The 21268-nt window shown below is 42.2% G+C and carries 13 protein-coding genes; 8 read left to right on the top strand and 5 right to left on the bottom strand.

From position 1 onward, the window contains the following. Window positions 1-55: 55 nt before the first annotated feature. Window positions 56-6154, bottom strand: a complete 6099-nt coding sequence (locus GNF10_RS05740) for an SdiA-regulated domain-containing protein (RefSeq protein ID WP_185584851.1) — start codon at window positions 6152-6154, stop codon at window positions 56-58. Window positions 6155-6198: 44 nt separating this feature from the next. After that, window positions 6199-6408: a hypothetical protein gene (locus tag GNF10_RS05735; protein WP_185584850.1), complete on the bottom strand. Its 210-nt coding sequence runs from the start codon at window positions 6406-6408 to the stop codon at window positions 6199-6201. 652 nt (window positions 6409-7060) lie between these two features. Between GNF10_RS05735 and GNF10_RS05730 the strand changes: the two genes are divergently transcribed. The 3 genes from GNF10_RS05730 to GNF10_RS05720 all read left to right on the top strand — a co-directional run bounded on the left by GNF10_RS05730 (window position 7061) and on the right by GNF10_RS05720 (window position 10622). Beyond that, complete coding sequence (locus GNF10_RS05730) at window positions 7061-8371, top strand: Tudor-knot domain-containing protein (RefSeq protein ID WP_185584849.1); 1311 nt, start codon at window positions 7061-7063, stop codon at window positions 8369-8371. Between the two features lie 596 nt (window positions 8372-8967). After that, window positions 8968-10086 (top strand): phosphotransferase enzyme family protein, encoded by a 1119-nt coding sequence (locus GNF10_RS05725; protein ID WP_185581442.1) that lies wholly within the window; start codon window positions 8968-8970, stop codon window positions 10084-10086. Then, the gene (locus tag GNF10_RS05720) at window positions 10083-10622 is read left to right on the top strand and encodes a DOMON-like domain-containing protein (RefSeq protein ID WP_185581441.1); all 540 of its coding nucleotides are present in this window, start codon (window positions 10083-10085) and stop codon (window positions 10620-10622) included. Before GNF10_RS05725 ends, GNF10_RS05720 begins: the two co-directional genes overlap by 4 nt. A gap of 132 nt (window positions 10623-10754) precedes the next feature. On the opposite strand, the gene GNF10_RS05715 is transcribed toward GNF10_RS05720, so the two are convergent. From GNF10_RS05715 to GNF10_RS05705, 3 genes are all read right to left on the bottom strand, one after another. After that, a complete protein-coding gene (locus GNF10_RS05715) occupies window positions 10755-11621 on the bottom strand; it encodes a bile acid:sodium symporter family protein (RefSeq protein WP_185581440.1) in 867 nt (288 codons plus the stop codon). A 207-nt stretch (window positions 11622-11828) separates the two neighbouring features. Then, a complete protein-coding gene (locus GNF10_RS05710) occupies window positions 11829-14165 on the bottom strand; it encodes an arylsulfatase (protein ID WP_185581439.1) in 2337 nt (778 codons plus the stop codon). A gap of 88 nt (window positions 14166-14253) precedes the next feature. After that, complete coding sequence (locus tag GNF10_RS05705) at window positions 14254-15252, bottom strand: formylglycine-generating enzyme family protein (RefSeq protein ID WP_185581438.1); 999 nt, start codon at window positions 15250-15252, stop codon at window positions 14254-14256. Between the two features lie 541 nt (window positions 15253-15793). Between GNF10_RS05705 and GNF10_RS05700 the strand changes: the two genes are divergently transcribed. From GNF10_RS05700 to GNF10_RS05680, 5 genes are all read left to right on the top strand, one after another. Further along, window positions 15794-16864 (top strand): Mrp/NBP35 family ATP-binding protein, encoded by a 1071-nt coding sequence (locus tag GNF10_RS05700; protein WP_185581437.1) that lies wholly within the window; start codon window positions 15794-15796, stop codon window positions 16862-16864. Window positions 16865-16995: 131 nt separating this feature from the next. Further along, window positions 16996-18705 carry a fumarate reductase/succinate dehydrogenase flavoprotein subunit gene (locus GNF10_RS05695; protein WP_185581436.1) on the top strand — a complete coding sequence of 570 codons (1710 nt, stop codon included), beginning with the start codon at window positions 16996-16998 and terminating at the stop codon, window positions 18703-18705. Between the two features lie 168 nt (window positions 18706-18873). Then, window positions 18874-19377, top strand: a complete 504-nt coding sequence (locus tag GNF10_RS05690) for a GNAT family N-acetyltransferase (RefSeq protein WP_185592042.1) — start codon at window positions 18874-18876, stop codon at window positions 19375-19377. Window positions 19378-19873: 496 nt separating this feature from the next. Next, entirely contained in the window at window positions 19874-20656 is a 783-nt protein-coding gene (locus GNF10_RS05685) for a class I SAM-dependent methyltransferase (RefSeq protein WP_185582042.1), read from the top strand. 15 nt (window positions 20657-20671) lie between these two features. Beyond that, window positions 20672-21157 carry a GNAT family N-acetyltransferase gene (locus GNF10_RS05680; RefSeq protein ID WP_185582043.1) on the top strand — a complete coding sequence of 162 codons (486 nt, stop codon included), beginning with the start codon at window positions 20672-20674 and terminating at the stop codon, window positions 21155-21157. Window positions 21158-21268: the final 111 nt, after the last annotated feature.

The following is a 21268-nucleotide window of genomic DNA, read 5'->3' as shown; positions in this document are numbered from 1 at the left end:
TCACAGTACGTTAAGCAAAGGCATAACGCACCTTTTTATCTTAGAAAAAGTAGACTTAGACAAACACGAACCGAGCATCTGTTGCCAAATTGCGGTTTAATCCGCTTTCCACAACCGCAATTAATTCTAATTGCGTCCCATTATTGGCGAAAATGCCCACAGATGAACTACTAAATCCAGATACTGATGCTGACCCCAAGAAGTAATTGTCAGCAGATCCTTTCAGCTGAATCCGATCGCTTGCTTTGAAGTTAACAATATCAGCGTAGTCACCATTGCCAGATTTGGCATAGAAAACTGAACTAGCATCACCCAAAATGTAAGTATCTGCACTTTGAGCGCCGTTGAGTTGGTCAATTTCGTTTGTACCACCTCCCCAACCAATCAGGTGGTCACTGCCACCACCTCCGGCCAGGATGTCATTGCCAAGTCCACCTAGAAGGGTGTCATTACCTGCTCCACCATTGAGGTTGTCATTACCTGCTCCACCATCGAGGCTATCATTTCCTCCTTCACCGAGAAGTGTGTCGTTGTCAAGTTCACCTAGAAGTATGTCATCGGCTGCTCCACCATCGAGGATGTCATTACCTGCCCCACCTAAAAGTGTGTCAATGCCATCGTTCCCCAAGAGAGAGTCATTACCGCCCTTGGCATCAATGTAATCATTGCCTGCTGCACCACTGAGTGTCTCATTGGCATCAGTGCCGATCACGCGATCGTTGCCACCTAGAGCATTGAATACGCTCACACCAACAAGTTGGTCGATAAAGATAATGTCGTTGCCAGATGTCGCCTTGTTATTGGCAACAATCAGGTCAAAGGTATCGCTAACACTGCCACCTTTGCCATCAGCAGCAGTAACAGTGACGGCAAAAATGCCAGCTTGGGAGATATTGCCGAATATCAGACCCGTGTTAGCGATATCAGAGCCAGTGGGTAAGCCCGTAGCAGTGTAGGTCAGGGTGTCGCCTTGATCGATGTCAGTAAATTTGTCACCGACGTTGAAAGAGAAAAGCTTGCTTGTGGAGATGATTCTGTCTTCAAGGGGTTGCACTACCGTCGGAGCTTCATTGACATCGTTAACTTGGATGGTCAACGCCTTGTCAAAGAAAAGTCCACCATTATCGGTGCTGCGTACCCGAATGCTGTAAGCAGATTTGGTTTCAAAGTTTGGGGAAGCGTTGATTTTTAAGGTGTTGTCTGCGATCGCAAAAGCAGCATTATCAGCATCACCAGTTCCAGAAACTAAGCTGTAAGTGAAAGTGTTGCCGGTGTCCGGGTCTGTAGTACTAAATGTACCAATTACAGTATTGGCAGCCACATTTTCATTGACATTTGTAGCACTCAATGCAATCGCTGTGGGAGCATCATTTAAATTAAATCGAGCCACACTAGGGTCGTGATCGCTATCCTGATCGGCAAACTCTGAGTTGATGTGAACTACATCATAGGCATCTAGCTTGCCAAGCAAGTTGCTACTAACTAAAAGGTGGTCGAGAGTTTGGGCATTGCCTTCAAAGTTGTAGGTGTAACGCTCGTTTGCAGGCAGAGTTTCAATTAAGGAAGTTAGTCCAGCGCTTTCTAGAGTGGTGACAGGGTTGGAGAACTCAAAGTCATTCAAGTCTCCCGCTACTACTACATTGGCATTAGGGTTGATCGCTAAAATACTTTGGACAAAGTTTTTCACCAAGGTAGCTTGTTGCTGACGCTGCACTTCGCTAGTGAGGGTTGGCGGTTGATTCACGCCAAATAATGGTTGGTCACCACCTTTAGAATTGAAGTGGTTGCCAATTATATAAACAGTTTCACCCTTGAAAGTAAATTCACCAACTAATGGCTTGCGACTGCTAGTAAAGGCCGAGTTGGTGGGGTCAATCAAACCAGGACTATCAGAAAGAGTAGGAACACCAGAGACGTTGGTAACTGTGGTGCTGGAGGTGGAAGTACCACCGGGGCGATCTACAAAGTTGACACGAGCAGGATTAAATAAGAAGCCCACTCGGATATTTCCCCCAGGTTCACCGCCATTTGTACCGTTTACTGGGTCAATTTGGCGATATTGATATGTGGGGCCACCAGCAGCAGCAATGGTATTAATTAATGTTTGGAAGGTGGTGCTGGCATCAACTACACCATTATTCGTTGCTCCGTTATTGTCCTGAATTTCTTCCAGACTAATGATATCTGGTGATTTCAGATTATTAACAATGCGGCTGGCAAGGTTGTTAAACTTGGTTGCCCCATCGCTTGGGTCAAGATTTTCGACGTTGAAGGTAGCAACTGTCAATTGGTCAGTGGTGGGAGTTAAATTGGTGATTTCTCTTTGCAGGGTACTGTTCTGTACTACTGTGGGAGCAGCGGATACTAAAACTTCATAGTTGCTAAAGTCGTAGTTAACGACACCAGTAACAGTACTAAGTTGCGTACCAACATTCACTTCAGGTAGCACTAAGGCATTGCTGAGATCATCGATTTGAATCCGTTCAGGATTGAAGTCTGAGGCACTAATTAGGCTACCACCGCGAGATGTGCTACCAGTGGCATTTGCCCCATTGTCTGCTAGTACCCAAATTTCTTGTGATGTCCCAAAGTTTCCAGTGGGTGAAGTGGAAACTGGGTTATTAACCTGTACTCGCATTCCTTCTAAACTTTCGTAGAAGTCGATGCCATCCTGGGCAGGGTCAAAGGTGGTGGTTCCAGTTTCGATATTACCAGTAGTATCGTTATCGATGACTGTAGTTGGGATAGTTCTGCCGCCATTACCCAGAATTGTGGCAGTTGGCAAAGCATTGCCAGTGGAAACGGTGACAATTGTGGGGCTAGTAATTTGTGTTACCGTCAGGTTATTTGCATTATTACCGGGACGAAACTCCGTGACTGTTCCACTGACTAATATAGAATCGCCAACGGATACAGTTGGTGCTGCTGAGGTGAAGACGAAAATACCTTCAGAAGTGCGAACATCGCTATCTGGGTTAGGGTCTTGCAAGTAAAAACCGTTACTAGCTGTAGCCGTGACAATTCCCGCTACATTGCTAACGGTTTGACCTCTCAAGGGTGAGATATGCGCCGCGCCTTGAATGTCGTGAATCCGAATTGCGTCATTATCAGCGATCGCCACTGTTGCAGTAGTAGCAGTACTCAAAGTATAGTTAGCGCTGCTATTCAGAGTCAAACTGACAGTTTCAGTTCCTTCAACTGTCGTATCATCCACGGGTGTAATGGTGATATCCACAAAGGATTGTCCGGCAGCGATCGTTGCTGTGCCTGTTAGGGTTGGTGTGTAATCTGCGCTTGTAGCTTGTCCAGCACCCGTGGCAATAGTATAATTTAACGTCAGGGCATTGGTAGTACTGCCTGTGCGAGAGATGCGGAAGATGCCAGGGTCATTGCCAGTTTCGGCTGCATTGGCATCTTGGGCTGCGATCGCAATTGTAGGTAGAGACGAAACAATAGTCCCTGGAGAGCCGATTTCCACGCTTGAATTTACAGCGACGAATGCGCCGTTGACTCCCACAGCGCTCAGTGTTGCGATCGTGGCATTGTTTGACAAGGAGGCATTATCGAAGGTGGCAAATGGGGCTGCGGCTGGAGATGCTCCAAAGACGACATTAGTCTGTAAAGTACCAGTGGAATTATAGATATTTACAGCATCGCCACCCGTACCCAAGCCTATGCCTGAACCAGAGTAGTTGCCGATTTTCAAGCCGGGTGGTGGGTTTGCGCCGAACCAGTTGGATAGGAAAGTAGGATTGGCGGTAGCTCCTTCGATGAAGATTACCGATTCACCTGCACCGATAGTTGTAATACCGCTCAAGGCGACAGATGTAGCAAAGCTATTGGAGTTGTCGTCAATTTTCCAGCCCGTAATATCTATGGCGCTCAAACCCTTGTTGGTAAGCTCAAACCAGTCTGCGGCGACGGGCGAATTGCCACTACTCCAGGGAGCTACTTCAGTGATGAAGATACTGCTGGTGGTGGGATTCTCATTTACATCGGTTACTGATAAGGTAAATGCCGTAGTTGCATCTGGGTTATTGCCAACGGTAGTGTCATTTACATTGATGCTGACGTTGTAGCTGGTCTTAGTTTCGAAATCTAGGGTGGTTCCCGCTTTCAGGAACAAAGCATTGTCCGTAATCTCAAAGGAGTTGGCATCTGCACCAGTCAAGCTGAGGGTATTTGTTCCCAAAGCGTCATCACTGACGATAATGTTGGCAACTTTAAAGGGAGTTGCAGTACTAGTGCTTTCTGACAAGCTGGTGACGGTATTTGCAAGACTGACGGCTACAGGGGCTTGATTCGCATAAGTAAATGAGGATGGTGCATAGACCCAAAGTTGAGGGTGATCGATATCACCTCCGCCATTCTCGTTAACGACATAAATCAATCCATCCTTGTCTACCGTGATTCCTTCATTCCCCTGATCCACAACGGACAAAGGATTACCTGCATCGGAGACGATGGTTAATGAGCTAGAGATGTTTCCAGTGCGATCGATGTTGACGATCTTGCCCGATTCTTGGCTTAAGATTAGCAGGTGGCTGGAGTCAGGTTGCCCGTTCAAGGCTGATAGATTCGACAATGCGAAAACATCCGCGAAGTCTGCAAGCCCAGCCAATGCTGGATCGAAAAGATTGGTAGAGTTGACTGTGGTGGGCGAACCGTTACTCGCAGTTCCCGCCGCAAAATCGATATTAGTTTGAAAAATTCCTTCGGGTGTAATCTCCTTAACTGCTATGAAGCCACCAGTCTGTGGGTCATAGGAGATACCTTCGATGCCAATATTTCCGACCGTCGTACCGAGTTTTACGGTCTGGACATCGCTTCTGGTAAGGGTGGTTCCTGGGACATAGGTAAATAAATTAGCCTGTCTGTCTCGCTCCTCAATCAAGACAAACTTACCGTCACCGACATAGGTAAGCCCTTCTGTATCGTAGAATTCCGTTCCTTGGGGACTGCTGCCAGCAGCTAGCGTCATTGAGTCGATTAATTGTCCCGTCTTCGATACTTGCACGATCGCTCTGCCGCCATCACCGACAACAAACAGCGTGTCGGTATCCTTGTTATAGGTAACTGCCGAGACTTCTTGAGCCAGCAAGCTGTTTGTTGGCGGCGTGGTTCGCGTCGGTTCGGGTAGGTCGTAACGTCCGATGCGGACGTAGGTGGAGAGATCGATGGAACTTACCGCCGTATCGTTGTCAGCGATCGCTACTGTTGCACTAGCAGTAGCACCCAAAGTATAGTTGGCGCTGCTATTCAGATTCAGAGTGACAGTTTCAGTTCCTTCAACTGTCGTATCATCCACAGGTGTAATAGTAATATCAACAAAGGATTGTCCGGCAGCGATGGTTGCTGTGCCTGTTAGGGTTGGTGTGTAATCTGCGCTTGTAGCTTGTCCAGCACCTGTGGCAACATTGTAATTTACCGTTAGGGCATCGGTGGTACTGCCTGTGCGAGAGATCCGGAAAGTGCCAAGGTCACTACCAGTTTCGGCTGCATTGGCATCAATGGCAGCGAGCGAGACAGTGGGGGTTGATGCGGCGATCGCAAAATTCGTGGTATTTGGAGCCGTTGTGGTATAATTACCATCAGTTTGATCAACCGTCCAGTTGTTAACATTAAAGACTGAAGATTTATAGTTTGCAAAGCTAGATTGTCCAGTTCTAGAGCCACTATATTCACCATAGTCAGCACTAGTTCTTAATACTATTGCGTTAACTCCAACCGTTAATCCTGCATTTGCAATTGGATCACCAGGCGTTACAACATCTCCTGATGATACCGCAGTTAAAATCGTAGTTGGAGCAGCTGCGCTAGAGCCAAGAAAAGCATAGATAACGTCACCACTTGCAGAGAGACCGTAGTTACTGCTACCTGATACCGTGGCACGAGAGAGAGTTCCAACTGATGCAGCAAGGGTGGCAACATCAACTCCAGTAAAGCGAATTACTGTACCAGCATTTATCGTACTAGATCCTGATGTCCATTGAAAATAAGACTCACCAGTGTTAAAAGCTGTCGTGCTAGTAGCTTCATTATCAGTGAAATAAATCGTTGTATTCGGTTCTATATCTACAAATGTAACAATAGACCAGCCATCTTCATCGGCATTGAAGGATATAAAAGCAATATCCCCTTGTGTTAAAGCCATAGGAATTATTTAACCTCTTTAGTTTGTTTCAGATTCTCAAAAAATCAACAAAATGATCCGAAGCGATGTATTAAGTGCGATCGCTCTTGGGATTTATCCAAAGTTGTCCGCACTTCGTAAACAGTCCAAAAGCGATCGCTACACCCAGCAGAGCGATTACACTGATTTGTGAGGCGAGCGCCTCCCATAAACACAAAACGATAGATGCAATAACTTACTTCAGCGTTTGGGCGAACATAAGACAAGATCAGCATGAAAGACCGAAGTAAATAGCAAAAAATAGCTACATACTTTATTAGTATTAATTCGTACTTATCAACTTCAACCTATCCCGAGAAGTTTAAGAAACAGCTAGCAAAAGGTTAAAAAAACAAATCTTTGGCATGAAATTGCGCTCAGAGGTAAACTCATACCGATTCTGTATGAAGATGCGCTAAACCATATTTAAGTATAAAAAAGAAAAACGTAGACGCATTAGCGAAGCGGTAGCGACGTTTGCGTAGCGTCTCGCAGAGAAGGAGCGTCAGCAGCTTGCCGCAGGCTACCGCAAAGTACGCATAGACACCTTCGCGCAGCGTCTCGTAGAGAAGTAGCTTCCCGCAGGGTAGGACAAGAAAGAAGAAGTTAAAAGGGTTTGGCGCTTTCGGATAAACCCAATAATCTCTCTTTTGGTCTGGGGAAAGGTAAATTCAAACCCTTTGTCTTTCCCTCTTAACCAAAAAATATTGGTAGCGATCGCCACTTGTTATTTTTTGTTCAACTCAGGGAACTCTATTAATACGGTTCAGTAATTCGCGCAGCGTTGACCAGAGAAAAGCTTCCCGTAAGGTAAGCAACTGGTATTGGTTGTTGTGGGTTTAGTTGAACTGTGTTGTAAGCATAACTTTGAGTTTTGAGGATCGGCTGATGGATAAATCAATTATTCAGTTGGTTGACGAATTACCAACTGACAATATCACTGTCAAAGTTTTAAAGGCTCTTGATTATGTAGCGCCAGGTGAGTGGAGCAATTTGACAGGGTTTGAAAATAGTATTCGCAGCATCACAGGAGAAACTGATGCTAAGGTAATTCAGAGAATCCGCGATCGCGCTGTCGTGTTATACGAAGATCCTCAAAAAGGCTACCAGTTTGCAATCAAACTTTATCAAACAATTGATAAGGCAGACACAGCTATGGCAGCAGCAGCTTTAGCGAATAAAGTTAGCGAAAAAATCGGCTTTCTGTCTTTTTTAGGCAACATTACTCCCAAAGCTGATGTAACTCAATCTATTGACTTGGCACTGAAAATCGCTGTCGAAATCATCGCCTTTTGCAAACTAAATGGCATTCCTCAGCCTAACCCCCAAGAGTTTGCTAATTCCCTTACCAACAACTATCAAAATGCCTCCTTAATGCGGATGGTAGCTTTAGTTTGTATAGACGGAATTCTGCCATTAGGCCCTGATTTTCTCAGCAAAATTCACGGTGTTATTAGTGGCACTGATGCTAGTGCAATAACTCAAAATCCGGTTTTCTTAGCTATCAATAACTTTTTACCAGGTAGTAATCCCTCTGATAAAGTTAGTTTTATCAGTCAGGGTTTTAACTCCGTACAAGGTTGGATGAATAACTTAGTATCTAAGACAGGTATAACCCCGCAATCAATTTCTAGTAATTTGGGTAGTTTTATTCAGATTGCTGATGATAATTTAGATTTTGTCGCAGTATTCCTAGATCAAACTACCAATTACTACGAGCATACCGGAACTCAAAGCGTCGCTCGCGGCTTGATTTTGGAAGCATACACTTTCGTAAAAGAAGAAATTAAACAAGAGCAACAAAAGCCTATTCAAGATGTTTCGTCAGCTTCTGCTGTCAAGTCAGATAAAATTCAGTATGAAGTCAGCAAAACAGTAGAAGTCTGGGATGGTGAAGACGAAGATTGGTATCAGGGAACAATTGAGAAAGTTCAAGATGACCAATTTTTTATTCATTACCTTGGCTATGGTTCATCTTATGACGAGTGGGTGGGCGAAGATGACATTCGGACTCGCGATCTTCGCGCTGCGGATGACAATGGATATGCAGTTGGTCAAAAAGTAAAATGTTGGGATGAAGACCAAGAAGCTTGGTATTCTGCAACGATTCAGCAAATCCAAAATCAGCAATACTTTGTTCACTATATTGGTTATGACTCATCCTATGATGAGTGGGTTGATAGCGACGAAATTTCTTAACTAACCTGAGTTCGGGATAAGAAATCCTCAAAAGCCTTGAATTATCATTGTTCGGTCTAAAGCTCTGTTTTCATCTATTGTCAATAAGCCATATTGCTGAGATTAGTTTTATTTGTGAACCTTATTGACAAAATGATTCCACTTTTATCCCTGCTTTGATCAATTCCAGTTTTATTCAATCCTGACAGAATAAGCTTTTTAGCTTCTGGCTTAACCCGAACTCAGGTTAACTACTGAATTAGCACAGGGCCGACAAGAGCAATATCCTTGATTTCTCACTTGTGAGAAATCAAGGAGTGTGGGAGGTGTGGGAGGTGTGGGAGGATGGGGAAGAAATCTGACCCCGCACACTCCCAACACTCCTCTGCCTACAGTATGGTGAGAAATCCGGGAATATCTACGATGGGTTATTGCCCTCTCTACGAGACGCTGCACGTAGCTTGCTAATACTCGCTATCGGTATCGCACCCTGTGCTAGCATTATTACCTTTAAAAATTACGAATTACGAACTACGAATTACGAATTATTTTGACGCGCTACCATATCCCCTATTGCCTTCGTGCAATATACGTGAGGAGTAGTGCAGGTTAAACAGATGACAGAAGAATTTAATACACAACGTGCAGAAAATTTGATTGCGATCGCAGATCAATTTACCCAAGTAGGAAAGGTTACAGCCGTTAAAGCCTTTGGAAGTGGTAATATCAATGACACCTTCTTAGTCACTTTAGATTCCCCCAAAGAACAACATTTTGTCCTGCAACGCATCAATACACAGGTGTTTCGTCAGCCAAAACTGATTATGCAGAATATGCGTACCTTCACTGAGCATGTTCATAAACAGTTACAGCATATCTCCCTCAATCGTCGCTGGGAAGTACCGCGCGTACTATTAACTAAGGATGCTCAAGACCACTGTCAGGATGCAGACGGCTCATTTTGGCGGGCGATTAGCTTTATTGAAGGCTCCCAGTCTTTCGATACTATGCGCGATCGCTCACAAGCGAAAGAAATCGGTTATGCCTTGGGGATGTTCCACAACCTAATCAGCGATTTGCCACCAGAAAAACTCGCTGACACTCTTCAAGGATTCCATATTACACCGCTTTACCTCCAGCGTTACGAAGAAGCGTTGGCGAAAACTAGTGCTAGTCAATCTTCGGAAGTTAATTATTGTTTACAGTTTGTTAGCGATCGCCAAACCTTTGCACATATCCTAGAAAATGCCAAAGCTGAGGGCAAACTACCTCTGCGTCTGATGCACGGCGATCCCAAAATTAATAACGTTATGTTCGACACTGTTACTCAGCTAGCCGTCAGTGTCATCGACCTCGACACCGTTAAACCCGGTCTGGTACATTACGATATTGGCGATTGTTTGCGATCGGGCTGCAATCAGGCTGGAGAAGAAACAGAGAATTGGGAAAGTGTTCATTTCGATACTGACCTTTGTCAGGGAATCTTACAAGGCTATCTCTCTGTGGCAAAGGCGTTTCTTACCGATAATGACTATGTGTATATATATGATGCCATCCGTCTCATTGCCTTTGAATTAGGATTGAGATTTTTTGCTGATTATTTAGCCGGGAATGTTTACTTTAAAGTTAAGCACCCAGAACATAACTTGGCAAGAGCGATCGTGCAGTTTAAGCTTACCGAAAGTATTGAATCTCAAGAAACGCAGATTCGTAACATTATCAAAGACTTGAAATGAACAACCAGACATTTTCCCTACAACCCTTCCCTTCTACTGAATCGCTGCCTAATTTGAAAATTGCAGGCAATATCAGCCGAAATGGTAATCAATTTGCCATCCACTATCTGCTTGAAGGCGATTTCAAAGAAATTGCGATTGCCCAACCATCAAATACATCGTCACGCAAGCATGAATTATGGAAAGACACCTGCTTCGAGTTTTTCCTTGGCATCAAAAATTCTCAACAGTATTGGGAATTCAACCTGTCCCCAAGTGGACACTGGAATGTTTATCGCCTTGATGGGTATCGTCAAGGAATGCAAGAGGAAACAGCTTTTGAAAATCTGCCTTTTAATGTTCAAAATCAATCTGATAGTTTAGCACTAGCCTTAAATGTTGATTTAGATAAAATCATTTCTATGGAACAAGCAATTGAAGTTGCCATTACTAGCGTTATTAAAGATAGAGATGGTGAAGTGACTTACTGGGCGTTAACTCATCGAGGCACAGAGGCTGACTTTCATTTGCGAGACAGTTTTATCATTGAGTTGTAAATACTATAATTTAAATTGCATCATTTTTATGGTAATAAAAGCTGCAAGCCCTCACCCTTGCTCCCTCCCCCCTGCCCCCTGCGATCTCAATGTGCAAATTAAATGCTAGCAATGGAGGGTTACTCACGAAATTTATACCGACTCTATTTTTGCACCCTGTCCTTGGTCTACTTCTGTTAACTTTTTCCCCAAAATCAGAACTGAAACCATCATTAATAAACTTGTCACCATAATGGTACTCACCACATTAGGATCGTCAAAATTGCTCGTACCTATTAATAAAGCAGCAGCAAAATTACGTTGAGCCGTTCCTACTCCTAAAACTCTTTGAGTATCAATACCAGGCCCACCCAGTAAATAACCCACAGCAAAAGAGAAGATAATAAAAATCGCACAAACAAAGATTACACCTGTTTTTAATAAAATGATAATCTCGTTAAAGTGGACTACTAGTCTTACTACTAAACCTAAAAGCAATCCAAAGTTAGATATTTTGAACGTAATTGCTTGAAAATTGAGGGCTATCTCTTCAGATTTTGCCTTAATAACTAACCCAATTCCTAACGGGGTTAACATCAACAATATTAAAGGTTTGGCAATATCCCAAGAATTAACTTGTACACCTTGCAAAACTAACGGTAGTGCAATCGGCATATAAAATACTGTGCCAAACATTAGCAACATCATTAACCCTGTAGAAAAAGCTAAATTACCCTTAACTATTTGAGCCAGTTTAGGTAAGGCTGGAGGGCCTGATGCTAACGCCATAATGATAAAACCAGCCTTCACTGGTTCGGTTACAGGTACTACTTGCAACAGCAAATAGATAAAAAGGGGTACAATTAAAAAATTTGCCACCAATGATAAAATAACTAAACGGATATTGCGGAGTGGTTCCCAAATCTGCTGTAAAGTTAACTTCAACCCTGTACCAAACATAGTGGCAACGACAAATGACAGAAATGCGAGTTTGTCAAGTATGGGGATAATTTCATTCATAATTTTTTGCTTTCGTGCGATCGTTTTTATGGATCTTGTAAGAGTAGATATAGAGGCAATACTTCTCGTTTTTTAGATTTTTAACTCAGAATCGGGTAAGGGTTAAAGGTTTTTTCTTTCCCTTTTCCCCTTAACCGAGAAGTATTGGATGCAGAGGTGTAAAGACATTTTGTATAGACGTTCCTGGTAACGTCTATACCCCTAAACTTATTTCAGGTTCAGAGTAACTTTCTGTAAATTACCTGTAAAAGCAAACGGTACTTGATAGGTGTCAACTACAGGTGTACCTGTATCTCGACCAACATCAAAGGTTTCATCTAATGCCACACGATAAGGTATGGTTTTTTCAATTCGACCTTGAGCTACCTGTTGATTGTTAATGAATAATTTCCCAGTTCCTCCTGCACCAACACCACCGTCATAATCAAAATCAAATCCTATTGTTGCTTTCCCTGGGGGTAATTTTTCAGGAGATTGAATAATGTATCGCTCTGCATTTGCAAAATTGTAGGTATAGGTTGGTTTACCATCTTCAAGAAAAAAGCCCCAACCAGCAAAGCGTCCACCTTGAGTTAACAAGACACCCTCAGCACCATTTTCTGGAATCTCTACATCAGCCTTGATGGTGAATGATCTGTTTTTGAGGTTTGGGGCGCTACCTTCGGGGATTGGTACTGCACCAGGATAGTAAACAAATGTGGTGCGTCCTGCGTCTAAAGAGGGGCGAATTTTGACATCAAACCGTTCAGAAACGCGATCGTCTAATGGTAAAACTTTGTGTTTACGGGCTTCTGATAAAAACAACTTTTGCAGTTTTTCCAGTTTCTCTGGATTTTTGTCTGCGAGGTTATTTGCTTCGCTGAAATCTTCCTCAATATTGTATAGTTCCCAAGGATCTTGCTCGAAATCAGCATTGATTGTCCCCTGCCAAGGCAAGCGCGGGTGACGAGCCGCAGCTATCCATCCGTTATTATAAATAGCTCGGTTTCCAAACATCTCGAAATACTGAGTTTTGCGTTGAGAAGAAGCATCAGGATCATCAAATGTGTAGACTAGGCTAGTACCTTCAATTTTCTGTTGTTTCACCCCGTTAACTTCAGTAGGTAAAGTAATTCCCGTCGCTTCGAGAATTGTAGGTGTAATGTCAATGACATGATGGAATTGGCTGCGGAGTCCACCACGATCTTTAATTTGGTTGCCCCAAGCAACTACTAAAGGATTACGAGTACCACCAAAGTGAGAGGCAATTTGTTTTGTCCATTGAAAAGGTGTAGTTCCTGCCCAAGCCCAGCCTGCATGATAATGATTAAAGGTTTTGGGACTACCTAAGTCATTCAAGGAAGCTAAAAGTTGTTCTTGGCTTTCCGGTATTCTGTTAAAGATTTTCAGCTCATTGACGCTACCAGTTAAACCACCTTCGGCACTAGCGCCGTTATCACCAACGATATAGATTACTAAGGTGTTATCTAATTCCCCAAGTTTGTCTATAGCATCAATCAACCGTCCGACTTCATAGTCTGTATGTGCTAAAAATCCTGCAAAGACCTCCATTTCATGGGCATAAATTTTTTGTTCCTCTTGAGATAGAGAATCCCAAGCGGGGAATTCTTTGGCACGGGGAGTAAGCTGGGCATTGGCAGGAATTACACCCAGTTGTTTCTGACGGACAAAGATTTCTTCCCGCAATTTATCCCAACCTTGGTCAAATTTGCCTTGATACTTGTCAATCCAGGCTTTAGGGGCGTGGTGGGGGGCATGGGTAGCACCGGTAGCCAGATAGGTGAAGAAAGGTTTCTCAGGAGCAATGGATTGTTGAGAACGAATCCAGGCGATCGCATGGTCTACTAAATCTGGAGTTAAATGGTAATCAGGATTGTTGATTGGTGGTGCAACCCGCTTGGTATTTTCTACTAAAGCCGGACTCCATTGGTTAGTATCACCACCCATAAAACCGTAAAAATACTCAAATCCTAAACCTGTTGGCCAGCGATCGAAAGGCCCCACTGCACTGGTTTCATAATCTGGTGTATTGTGCCATTTACCAAAAGCCGCAGTATTATAACCATTTTGACGCAGCACTTCTGCCACAGTGGCCGCACTCTTGGGTAAAATAGTCGTGTAACCTGGATAACCGGTTGCTAGCTCTGCCACTACACCTGTACCCACAGAATGATGATTGCGCCCAGTTAACAAAGCTGCCCTGGTAGGTGAGCAAAGGGCTGTAGTGTGGAATTGGTTGTAGCGTAATCCTTTTTCCGCTAAACGAGTCAGATTGGGGGTTTCTACAGAACCACCAAAGGTACTTGCCTGCCCAAAACCCACATCATCCAGTAGCACTAATAAGACATTAGGAGCATTTTTAGGAGCGGTAATTGGGGCGGGAAAATCGGGTGTTGACTCTTTGTAAGTTGTGCCAATTTCACCTTCAAAAGACGGTGGACGAATAGGGAGAACCTTTGATGTAGCTGCTAAGGCAGGGTTACTAACTATCAACAAGGTGATGACTAGAGATAGAGCGATTGCCCGGAAAATTAAACTCAACATACAATAACCTTTTATAGCTATTTTTTTCTCACGCAGAGACGCAGAGGTACTCCAGAGGACTTAAGAATGCAATCTAATGAAAATTGCTTTAAACTAGGTTCTTCACCAAGCGAAACCCGATATGGGTAGTTCCTGTATCGGGAGCTTGAGATTCTCGTGCGGCTGGACGGTAGCGGCTGCAATAGTTCGGCGCACATAGATAAGAGCCGCCTTTGATTACATGAAGAGCAATCTCTGTAGGTTTTTTTGGGTCAAAACTTTTACTTGCTCCTGTGGGGTTAACACTGTGAGCTTTGTTGTCATGTCCTAAACTGAACCAGTCGGAAGTCCATTCCCAAACATTACCGGCCATATCGTAAAGTCCATAACCATTGGCCGAAAAAGAGCCTACTTTTGCCGTTCCTATATAACCATCAGCTTTGGTATTGAAAAAAGGGAAAATCCCCTGCCAGGTGTTGGCTTTTTTCTCCGAATATTGATTACCCCAGGTATAAGTTGCACCATCTAAGCCACCACGAGCCGCATATTCCCACTGTGCTTCTGTTGGTAAGGATTTTCCTGCCCATATTGCATAAGCTAGGGCATCCTCGTAAGCAATATGCACAACTGGGTAGTTTTCTTTACTTACAACAGTGCTATAACTGCCAAAAGGATGCTGCCAGTTAGCACCAGGTGTCCAATGCCACCAACTGAGAAATTGGACTTGCTTAATACCTTGTTTTGGCTGATGAAACACCAGAGAACCTGGTAATCTCTGCTCATCTGGTAAGTCGGGAAACTGCTCTTTTGGCAAAGGGCGTTGTGCAACTGTTACATACTTTGTTGCTTTGACAAACTCAGCAAATTGGGCGTTTGTCACCTCGTATTTATCAATGCAGAAGGAGGTAACTGTAACATTTTTCGCTGTTCGCTCTTCCACAAAACCCGAATCATCCGCTCCCATATTGAAAATACCTCCAGGAATGAGTACCATCTCTGGAGGACAGAGATTAACGGTAACTGCTAATGCGGATAAATTGCTCAATAGTGATATGAGTGCAACTAGCTGAATCAGCAGTAGCGTTAAAAAGCAATGTTTTTTTCGCATTTTACGCCGATGAAACTGTTAAACCCAGAATACGGAAAAATCTCTGTTGCAAAATAAAGTTATGAACTCACTCCTACTAGTTAAATTATTTAGCGTTGCTGATTAGATATATAAATCTTGGTGGAGAAACGTTGCAATAGAACATCTCTATATAAGGTTTTGAAATCACGCAAAATCATTTTCATACCTGAATTTAGCAACGCCAACTGTTTGACTGGCAAGCTTACCAGCGCTTATAATACTAATTATCGATTGATTTACTGTACTATATCAGGAGTATTCCATAGTCTTTACTAAAAAACAAGTATTTCAGCAAATATTTCTTCTCAAAATTTAGAGTCAAAATACCCCATAATTTAATACTTGTCCATAGCTTACTTCTCTTCGTAGCGCGTTCATTGTCGGGGCGCTCAATGCTTTAGAAGGGAGTGTTCCCAATCAGACTTGTCCAAAATTTATGTGCATCACAAAACTAGCACCTAAGCTGCCGAATATTTAATTTGCACGCCCGATTTGATAGATTATCTTTGCGGAGTTGTTCATGTCAAGCCATCAATTACCTTTCCAGCGTCCAGATGAAGAAGTACAAGCTTCTTCTGGCGACTCCCTCACCATCGCCCGGAAACAAGAAGTTGTGCAACTTCTCAAGCAGATTAGCGATCGCACCCTAAAAAATGACATTATTAGTCTGGGCATGGTGCGAAATCTGCGGATAGTTGATGATTATATATATTTGCGTTTGTATATTGGTTCACATCAACATCAATTAGAAACCGAGATTCAAACTGTATTATCATCCCTAACTTGGAGCAAAAAAACTTACATTCAACTCTGCACCATTCCAGGAGTAAGAACAACTCTAGCAGTTTCTAGTGGTAAGGGGGGTGTGGGGAAGTCTACCACTGCGGTTAATTTAGCAGCAGCTTTACAATTGGCTGGGGCAAAAGTCGGTCTGTTGGATGCTGATGTTTACGGCCCCAATGTTCCCCAAATGCTGGGACTGGGTAAATCTGAAGTGAAAGTTATTGATACTCCCAATGGTCAAAGGTTTGTACCATTAGAAGCCCACGGTATTAAAGTTATGTCTGTGGGACTGTTGGCTGAAGCAGATCATCCTTTAGCTTGGCGCGGCCCAGTTTTACATAAAATCATCACCCAGTTTATCCATGAAGTCGAGTGGGGAGAACTGGATTATTTATTAATTGACCTTCCTCCTGGTACTGGTGATGCTCAAATTACTATCGTGCAAGAAAGCCCGATTTGCGGGGTAATATTGGTAACAACTCCTCAAAATGTGGCAATTTCGGATGTCCGCCGCAGCGTTTATATGTTTCGTCAAGTTGGGGTTCCTGTTATCGGTATTATCGAAAATATGAGCTATTTCATGGGGAATGGTGGCGAAAAAATTCCGATTTTCGGTAGTGGTGGCGGTCAAAAGTTAGTAGAAGAACTCAAAGCACCTCTTTTAGGGCAGATTCCCATTGATCCCCTCATCTGTAACGGCGGCGATGTCGGAGAACCCCTAACACTCGTTGACCCTAACTCCAAAGCTAGTCAAGTATTTGTGCAAGTTGCTGGGGCATTAGATGCTACTTTTTCTGGTTCTATGTGAATATTTTATCAAAAAATACGGTAAGTTGCTCGTTTTAGCGTAGTATTGAATGTGCTTATAGTTCTGAAGGTCAAAGACATCGTTTGGAACAGTAATAAATCCTTAAAGTTCCTCCCCACTTCTAAAAGCTTATGGACATCAATACCCAACGGATAAAAACTGATGTACTTGTCATTGGTGGCGGTACAGCCGGAACAATGGCTGGAATTAAAGCCAAACAAGCAAATCCCGATGCAGAGGTGCTGATCTTAGAAAAGGCTAACATCCGACGGAGTGGTGCGATCGCAATGGGTATGGATGGGGTAAACACCGCAGTCATTCCCGGCCATTCTACTCCAGAACAATACGTGCGCGAAATCACCTTAGCTAACGACGGCATTCTCAACCAAAAAGCTGTATATCAAACAGGTAAATTAGGTTATGAAGTCATCCAAGAATTAGAAAGTTGGGGAGTGAAATTTCAAAAAGATGTCCAAGGCAACTATGATTTAAAACAAGTGCATCGCGTCGGTAAATATGTCTTACCCATGCCAGAAGGTAAAGACTTAAAAACCATTCTTACCCGCCAAGTCAAACGCCACAAAGTCAAAGTGACAAATCGTGTCATGGCAACAAGGGTATTAGTTAAAGAAGGTCGTGCTGTTGGTGCAGTGGGATTTGATGTCAGGAACGGCGATTATATTGTCATTCAAGCCAAAGCAGTGATCTTGTGTACAGGTGCTTGCGGCAGATTAGGATTACCTGCTTCTGGCTATCTCTACGGCACTTACGAAAATCCTACCAATGCCGGAGATGGCTATTCAATGGCTTATCATGCAGGAGCAGAACTCAGCAATATTGAATGCTTTCAAGTTAATCCTTTAATTAAAGATTATAACGGCCCTGCTTGTGCTTATGTCGCCGGGCCTTTTGGCGCTCATACTGCCAACGCCGAAGGAAATCGCTTCATTAGTTGTGACTATTGGAGTGGTCAAATGATGTTGGAAATCTGGAAAGAATTAAACTCTGGTAAAGGGCCAGTCCAACTGAAAATGACCCACCTTGATGAAGATACAATTGCTGAAATTGAATCAATACTTTGGGCAAATGAACGACCAAGTAGAGAACGCTTTCATCAAGGCAGAAATGAAGATTACCGCACTCACGGCGTAGAGATGCACATTTCCGAAATTGGCTTATGTAGTGGTCATAGTGCCTCTGGTGTGTGGGTAAATGAAAATGCTCAAACAACCATCCCTGGTTTATATGCAGCTGGAGACATGGCCAGCGTTCCCCATAATTATATGATTGGGGCATTTGTTTTCGGTCGCATAGCCGGAACTCATGCCATTGAATACATCCAAGATTTAGATTTTATCGAACCAGATGTAGATTTTTTAGAAACAGAAAAAGCCAGAATTTATGCCCCGTTAACTCGCCCTAATGGTGTACCTCATACCCAGGTTGAATATAAATTAAGACGCTTAGTTAATGATTATCTGCAACCACCAAAAACAGGTAATAAAATAGAGATTGGTTTGAAACATTTCGTTCAATATCAAGAAACATTAGATTTAATAGGCGCTCGCGATCCTCATGAATTGATGCGTAGTCTGGAAGTTCATTTTATTCGGGACTGTGCAGAAATGGCAGCCAGAGCATCATTATATCGTCAAGAGACTCGTTGGGGCCTTTATCATTACCGCTTAGATTATCCAGAAAAGAATGATGAAGAATGGTTTTGTCATGTCAATTTAAAGGAAGATGAATTAGGGCAAATGGTATTGTTTAAGCGTCCTGTAGATCCTTACATTGTGGAAGTAGATACAATTAAAGAATCGTATAGTGTTGCAGTTAAGTAATACCAATTCCAGAAAAAAATGCAACAGATGCGTAGGTTGGCTTGAACGTAGTGAAATCCAACAATTACAAGGCTTTAAGGTGTTGGGTTTCGTCCCTCAACCCACATCTTAGTTCCTAAGCAAATCCAAGTTAAAGACATTATTTGGAATGGTAACTCGTAATATCTCATGTCGGAAGTTGTGAAGTCAGATATAAAAGTACGAAGTTGTCTGCCCTCAGATGCAGAGAGCGTCTTAAAAGTACACCGAGCTGCGATTCATGAAACTGCTTCATCGTGTTATCCAAAAGAAATTATTCAAGATTGGGCATCTCCAATTACGCCCTCTAAAATTAAAGCCTTTGCAGACAACACTGTTGTTGGGGAAGAAACCCGAATTGTAGCAGAAATTAATGGTCTAATTGTGGGCTTTGGTGCAATTTTTGTCAGTAATTACGAACTACGTGCTGTGTACGTGTCTCCAAATTTCGGTCGTTCTGGAGTAGGAACTGCAATACTTCAAGAGTTAGAGCGATTAGCACGTGAGCAGGGATTGCCGGAATTACATCTGAACGCTTCGCTCAACGCTGAACCGTTTTATCAAGTTAATGGTTATATGAATGAAGGTTTTGAAGAACATACCCTACGTTCTGGTCGAAAAATGCCATCTATTCGGATGAGAAAAAAATTGTAATTATAGTATCTGAAAATTCATTAGCAATTCAATAAACTTTCTAAAATGCTTGAATTAATTAATCCAATTTGTGATTTGTATTCAGAGTTTATTAATATAGTGTTGAAATATCAAAAGTTTGGTGAATCACATCTATCTGATCAGAATAAGCTGACGTTAATTAAAGAAAATTTTTCCGCCTATATTCAATATTTAGCCATCTCCTGTAGGTTGGGTGAAATGTAGTGGAACCCAACACATGATATCGGGAAAACAGAAAATATTTACAGTATATCAACCTCTCAATTTATTGAATAAAATCAATGCTAAACCTATTTTATATATTTAATTATTCACTAAGACTAATATCACTTGATGTTGGCTTACGGCACAAGGTAAATTATTAATTGTGTTGCTAAAATACTAACTTGCGCCTCCACGAAACCTACAATAAATACTAACATATTTTTGATTTATTCATTTCAAATTGATTACATGATTTTGGGGATTTTCTAATATGCTTATATATAATTCAATTGGTCAACAATACTCCAAAACTCGCGTTCCTGATATCCGTATTGTCAATAAATTAATTGATTTACTCAATTTACCCAAAGGTAGCATTATTGCTGATATTGGCGCTGGTACTGGTGGTTACAGTCTAGCGCTAGCTAATAAAGGATTTCTTGTTAATGCTGTTGAACCTTCTGTAGTTATGCAAAAACAAGCAGTAGAACATCAGCAAATTAAGTGGTTTACTGGCTATGCAGAAAATTTACCTCTACCAGATCAGTCTGTTGATGCTGTTATAAGTATCCTGACAATTCATCACTTTTCTCATCTCGAAAAAGCTTTTCTAGAAATGCACAGAATAATTAGAGATGGGGCAATAATTTTGTTAACTTTTGATATTAGATTAGCTCAGAAGATATGGCTTTATGATTATTTCCCCTTTTTGTGGGAAGATGCCTTACGATTCTTACCACTTAACGAACAGATTAATTTAATTCAGAGTAATACTAAAAGGCGTGTTGAAGCCATAACCCTTTTGTTACCATACGATTTATCGGATTTATTCGCAGCAGCAGGCTGGAGACGACCAGAGTTATATCTTCAAGCAAAAGTACGTGCGGGAATATCATCTTTTGCATTAGCTAATCAAGATTTAGTAGACCAAGGAGTAAAGTTACTTACAGCAGATTTAAGTAGTGGGGAATGGAGAAAAAAATATGGTGATATTCACAATTTGACAGAGATTGATATAGGCTATCGTTTTATCCGTGCAACACTTACTAACTAATTACAGCTAAAAATCATGACAAATCAATTCACTGTGGTTGAGCAGCTTAAAATTAAACAGGCTGAGATTAAAGATGCAGAGAGAATAGCTATTCTTTGCGACGAACAACTTGGATTTACTGTAACAAATCAACAAATAGAACAACGTCTTGCTAAAATTCAAAATAATAGTTCTCACGTTGTGTATGTTGCGACTTTAGCAAATGAATATGTAATTGGCTGGGCACATGCTCATATTTCTGACTTGATAGTTAGGCAAGCTTCAGCAATTATTTGGGGTTTAGTTGTAGATAAAGATTATCGACATAGTAGAATTGGACGTTGTTTAATGCAGCAAATTGAGCAGTGGGCTTTTCTGGCTGGATGTGATAGTGTTTTGTTAACTTCTAATATTAAACGCAAAGATGCACACTTGTTTTATGAGAAAATTGGTTATAGGAATATCAAGCAATCATTAACTTTTCAGAAAAAATTGCTTGAGTGCGATCGCTCTCTCTTGTAGGTTGGGCGGAACGTAGTGGAACCCAACACATGATATTGGGAAAACAGAAATATTCATCCTATGATAAACTATCAATTGATTGTAAAAATTAATTCTAAACCTATTTTATAT

Source organism: Nostoc sp. UCD121 (assembly GCF_014222285.1).
In the GTDB taxonomy this organism is placed as follows: domain Bacteria; phylum Cyanobacteriota; class Cyanobacteriia; order Cyanobacteriales; family Nostocaceae; genus Nostoc.
Note: the sequence above shows the minus strand (reverse complement) of the source record. Positions and strands in the feature narration are given on the sequence as shown.

Bases quoted from the DNA above. Each gene is read 5' to 3' on its own strand.
- GNF10_RS05740 (WP_185584851.1), bottom strand. From the start codon at position 6,154: ATGGCTTTAACACAAGGGGATATTGCTTTTATATCCTTCAATGCCGAT.
- GNF10_RS05735 (WP_185584850.1), bottom strand. From the start codon at position 6,408: ATGCTGATCTTGTCTTATGTTCGCCCAAACGCTGAAGTAAGTTATTGC.
- GNF10_RS05730 (WP_185584849.1), top strand. From the start codon at position 7,061: ATGGATAAATCAATTATTCAGTTGGTTGACGAATTACCAACTGACAAT.
- GNF10_RS05725 (WP_185581442.1), top strand. From the start codon at position 8,968: ATGACAGAAGAATTTAATACACAACGTGCAGAAAATTTGATTGCGATC.
- GNF10_RS05720 (WP_185581441.1), top strand. From the start codon at position 10,083: ATGAACAACCAGACATTTTCCCTACAACCCTTCCCTTCTACTGAATCG.
- GNF10_RS05715 (WP_185581440.1), bottom strand. From the start codon at position 11,621: ATGAATGAAATTATCCCCATACTTGACAAACTCGCATTTCTGTCATTT.
- GNF10_RS05710 (WP_185581439.1), bottom strand. From the start codon at position 14,165: ATGTTGAGTTTAATTTTCCGGGCAATCGCTCTATCTCTAGTCATCACC.
- GNF10_RS05705 (WP_185581438.1), bottom strand. From the start codon at position 15,252: ATGCGAAAAAAACATTGCTTTTTAACGCTACTGCTGATTCAGCTAGTT.
- GNF10_RS05700 (WP_185581437.1), top strand. From the start codon at position 15,794: ATGTCAAGCCATCAATTACCTTTCCAGCGTCCAGATGAAGAAGTACAA.
- GNF10_RS05695 (WP_185581436.1), top strand. From the start codon at position 16,996: ATGGACATCAATACCCAACGGATAAAAACTGATGTACTTGTCATTGGT.
- GNF10_RS05690 (WP_185592042.1), top strand. From the start codon at position 18,874: ATGTCGGAAGTTGTGAAGTCAGATATAAAAGTACGAAGTTGTCTGCCC.
- GNF10_RS05685 (WP_185582042.1), top strand. From the start codon at position 19,874: ATGCTTATATATAATTCAATTGGTCAACAATACTCCAAAACTCGCGTT.
- GNF10_RS05680 (WP_185582043.1), top strand. From the start codon at position 20,672: ATGACAAATCAATTCACTGTGGTTGAGCAGCTTAAAATTAAACAGGCT.